3 protein-coding genes and 2 pseudogenes are annotated in these 4,320 nt (G+C 68.1%); 1 reads left to right on the plus strand and 4 read right to left on the minus strand.

Annotation, left to right across the window (positions count from 1 at the left end; all coding sequences use genetic code 11):
• From ACIKT0_RS13800 to ACIKT0_RS13810, 3 genes and pseudogenes are all read right to left on the minus strand, one after another.
• Positions 1-269, minus strand: a pseudogene (locus tag ACIKT0_RS13800) (hypothetical protein); the annotation flags it as partial.
• An 11-nt stretch (positions 270-280) separates the two neighbouring features.
• Positions 281-1,873 carry an FAD-dependent oxidoreductase gene (locus ACIKT0_RS13805; protein WP_407105901.1) on the minus strand — a complete coding sequence of 531 codons (1,593 nt, stop codon included), beginning with the start codon at positions 1,871-1,873 and terminating at the stop codon, positions 281-283.
• Entirely contained in the window at positions 1,870-3,024 is a 1,155-nt protein-coding gene (locus ACIKT0_RS13810; protein WP_407105902.1) for an acyltransferase family protein, read from the minus strand. Before ACIKT0_RS13810 ends, ACIKT0_RS13805 begins: the two co-directional genes overlap by 4 nt.
• Positions 3,025-3,636: 612 nt before the next feature.
• Here ACIKT0_RS13810 and ACIKT0_RS13815 point away from each other — a divergent pair.
• Positions 3,637-3,996 (plus strand): hypothetical protein, encoded by a 360-nt coding sequence (locus ACIKT0_RS13815; protein WP_407105903.1) that lies wholly within the window; start codon positions 3,637-3,639, stop codon positions 3,994-3,996.
• Between the two features lie 61 nt (positions 3,997-4,057).
• On the opposite strand, the pseudogene ACIKT0_RS13820 reads toward ACIKT0_RS13815, so the two are convergent.
• Positions 4,058-4,320: pseudogene (locus ACIKT0_RS13820) on the minus strand (GTPase HflX); the annotation flags it as partial.

Raw genomic sequence — 4,320 nt, forward strand, 5'->3', positions numbered from 1 at the left:
CGCCATGAACTACTCCGACGAGACCGCCGACGAGATGACGGAGCTGCAGGACCGCATCGGAGGTCGCTCGCGAGGCCTCCGGCTGCGAACGCGCTGCGGCCGAGCCGCCTCACCGCCGGCTCGTCCGGCACCATGTCGAGCAGCGAGAAGAAATCCGGATGGTTGCGCGGCACGTAGCGGCAGGCCACGCGGCTGCCGCCATAGGCGAGCGCCCCAAGGGCCACGACGCCGGCGGAGCCGAGCAGCGCGCGTCGGGTGAGTTTGCCCATGCGAGCCTCCCTTAAGCCGCGACCGCGAGATGCTCGGCGAGCCGGATCGCGAGCGTCACGACGGTGAGGGTCGGATTGGCGCAGCCGCCTGTGGTGAAGGTCGAACTGCCGGCCATGTAGAGATTGGCCACCGAGTGCACCCGGCAGTCGCGGTCGACCACGCCCTGCCGGGGATCATCGTGCATGCGGGTGGTGCCCATGTGGTGGTAGGCCGAATAGGCGATCTCGAGGTCCGGCTTCTCGCCGATGCCGAGCCGCATCCGCCCGAGGCCGGCCGCGCCGATCGCCGCCCCGATCACCTGATGGGTGCGGCGGAGCTTCAGGAGGTCGTCCACCGTCACCCGCCAGTCGAGCGCGATGCGGTTGAAGCCGAGCGGGTCCTTGTCGGTGATCAGCGTCACCCGGCTGTCGGGGTTCGGCGACTGCTCGGCGTCCTGCCTCAGCTTGTAGACGCGGGCCGGCTGCACGGGCGGCATGAAGCTGCGCACGGCGTGGCGATACACGCCCGTCGCGACCTGGCCGAGATCGTCCGTCATGTCGCAGTAGCGCTCCGCGAAGCGGTCCGGCACATGCCCGCGGCTGAACGTCTTCAGCATCGTGGAGAACGCGATCCAGCCGTAGTCGCGGAAGTCGTCATTGTAGACCTCCCTGTCGTACTGCGGCACGAGGAACGCGGAATTGTTGTTGAGCCCCATGGACTTGATCAGGTCCGGATTGAGCTTCAGGCCGATCAGCAGCTTGGTCCCGGCGGCCTCCATGTCGGTCGCGTAGAGCGAGGTGTCGACGCCCTCGTTGAACATGACCGTGGTGGTCTCGATCGTCATGTGATCGGTGTAGTAGCGCCCCACGAGATCGTGCTCGTTGCCGAGCCCCGCCGGCCGCTGCTTGCGGCAGTTCAGCAGGATGCGGGCGTTCTCCAGCCCGCCGCAGGCGATCACATAGGTTCTGGCCTTCACGGTCGTCTGGCGGCCGTCCAGCGTGCGGGCGGTGACGGACTGGACGACGTCCGAGCCGTCCTGCAGCGTCACGTCGGTCAGGCTGGCGTGCATCCAGCACTGAATGCGCGGTTCGTTCGCGATCCTGTCGTAGAACTTCTCGGCGAACCGGGTCGGCGGGCTTTCCTGGTAGACGTCGGTGAACACCCTGGCCGGATCGAGCGGCAGCGCCTTGTGCGGCAGCACGGCGCTCCAGTCGGAGAGCTCGTATTTGAACGGGCCGAGGTCGAGGTAGTCCTGAGCGCGGGCGTAGAACGGGTTCAGTTCCTCGCGCGTCACCGGCCAGCCATGGGTCGGCATGTCGGCGCGCTTCTCGAAGTCCAGCGGGTCGAGCGGGGCGCAAAGGCCGGTCCAGTGGCCGGACGTGCCGCCGAACTGCCGAAGCCGGGAGTTCGCGACGTCGATATGGTCGTGGCCGGTGACCGCGCCGCGGTAGAGGTCCTGCGATTCTTCCTCGTAGATCGGTCCGCCGCCTTCCAGCAGCACGACCGTCTTGCCGTTCCGGGCGAGCTCCAGAGCGAGCGTAATGCCGGCGGGGCCGGTTCCCACCACGCAGACGTCGCCCGAGATCTCGGCCGGCGCGGCTCCCGATCTGAGGTCTGCGATCATCTTCCGGCACCGGAGCGATCGGCCGCCGCGGTGAACGCGCGGGCGGGCCGGGGTTGCGAAAGCAGGCGCGCCATCAGGCCCCGCCCGGGCTTCTCGACGAGAGAGTAAGCCGCCTGCGCCACGACCGCCGTGGCGATCAGCGCGGCGAATCCGAGCGCCGCCCGCTGCGGGAGCGTATGACCGATCCCCAGGAGTTTTGCGCCCGTGAACGTGACCTGCAGCACGATCGCGTGGGTCATGTAGATCGCATAGGAGAGCTCGCCGAGCCAGGCCAGCGCCCGTCCCCGCAACAGGCCGGGCTTGGGCTGGGCGGCCCGTGAGGCGAGCGCCGCGGTCAGCACGACCATCAGCGGCCACAGCGCGTCATACGTCGCGTTCATCGCGATCAGCGCGGCGCAGGCCGCCAGCACCCCGCCGACGGTCGCCGCGTAGCCGCGCGGGCTCATCGCGAGCAGCGCGGGCTCGTCGTCGAACATCCGCCTGAGCAGCATGCCGGCGAAGAAGGACGGAATGATCCGGAAGGCGCCGCCGTCATAGGTGAGCGTGACGATGTCCGCCCCGAGGACCAGTTCCGAGAAGGCCGCGCAGGCCACGAACAGGCCGAGCGCGACCGCGATCCGCGCCGTCGACCCGCGCACGCGGTCGGCCGCCAGAAAGAACAGCGGGATCGCCAGATAGGCGCACCATTCGGCGCTCACCGACCAGGACGGCCAGTTCCAGGCAAGGTCGCTCGTCGCCCATGTCGAGTGCAGCATCAGGAAGGTGACGGCGAAGCTCCACAGCGTGTGCGGGTTCTCGGTCTCGAGACCGGCCGCGCGGCCGGCGAGCACGAGCGCCGCCACCACGAGCAGCGTCACCACATGCAGCGGCCAGAGCCGCGCCAGCCGCTTGCCCAGGAAGGTGAGGTAGTGGAACCGCCCTTCCCGCCACGGACGGTCATAGACATGGGCGAGCACGAAGCCGCTCTGGATGAAGAAGAAGTCGACGATGAGCCGGGCGTACTCGACCGAGGGCGGCACGCCGCCATGGCCGCGCATGGCCATCGAGAGCGCATGGGCGCACACGATCGCCACGGCGGCGATCCCGCGTACGGCGATCAGTTCTGGAAGCAACGCGCCGGCGTGGAGAGTTCGTCCCGCAGCAGTCGTCATGGCGCGGCCTCGGCGCATCTCCGACCGCGCCAGCCGAAGGCTGCGCGTCGGGTTTCGGAAGCCACCCTACGCGGCGAAGGTTTAGAGGATGTTGGCGCCGTCGCGGACTCGCGGCCGTAAAGCGAAAACCGATTCGATGACGGGTTGACGACAGGATCGGACGGGCGCATCCTGATCTCGTCAACACAGACACCGGAGGTCTAGAAAAATGACTCCGCCGAAGCGTGTAGACTGACCGCTACGCTGCGTATCCGGAACGCGGGACTGAGCGGAACAACCACAATTTAGCTGACTTGCCGAAGTGCGCGCCTTGGTTGATCTTGCAGGCGACTGCTGATGGATCGGAACGGCGGACGACGCATGGATTGCGGAAGGCGAATACTTCGGAATTGATTGACGACGCACAGGTTCATTAACAGCCGAGACACCTCTTCGAGGGCCGGCCCACACCCGTGAGAACCTGGATCATCGACGTCCATGAAACGCCCCGTTGGCCCCCCGCCGGCGGGGCGTTTCTCGTCAAAGCTCAGCGATCTGCGCTTGCCTGAATCCAAGCCGGCGCATTACCGTCGCGGGCCCGCCAGGACGGCGGGTTTCGGGGGAAACACAGTCATGCGCAGTTTAGTGGCGGCGAGCGTTCTCGCCTGCCTTATGGCGAGCTCGGCGTTCGCGGCGGATTTCGCCGCACGGTACGACGTCAAGGGCGGGAGCCCCGGGGGCGAGGGCTCGTATGAGGGCGTGGTCACGGTGAAACAGACCGGCGACGCGACCTATCAGGTGGTCTGGACCATCGGACCGGACAAGTTCGTCGGAACCGGCATCGGGGGCCCGGAAGGTCTCGCGGTCGGCTACAAGTCCGGCTCGAACACCGGCATCGCGATCTACAGCGTCGAAAAGGGCGGCAAGGTCGAAGGTTACTGGACCTACGCCGGGGGCAAGCAGGTCGGCACGGAGACGTGGACGCCGCGTTGATCGTCCGCGCGACCTGAGTCAGAGGCGGCGCCGCTCGGGGCCGCCTCTGACTTGAACGTTGCTAGACCGCGCTGACGGAGTCGAAGCGGCGACGCACGCCGTCCACCCGCCCCGCCTCGATGCGCACCGTCACCTGCACCGCGCCGTCCTCGGCGATCTTGCGGTCCATCACGTCGCCGTGCCGGTGCAGCCAGTTCTCGCCCGCGCCGTCGTCGGCCGGGATCGTCACCACCACAGTCTCGCGCCGCGCCGACAGCCGCTCCTCGACCGCGGCGAGCAGGGCGTCCTCGCCCTCCCCGGTCAGCGCCGAGACCAGAACCGGCC

Source organism: Hansschlegelia beijingensis, from assembly GCF_045505405.1.
Taxonomy (GTDB): Bacteria; Pseudomonadota; Alphaproteobacteria; order Rhizobiales; family Methylopilaceae; genus Methylopila; species Methylopila beijingensis_A.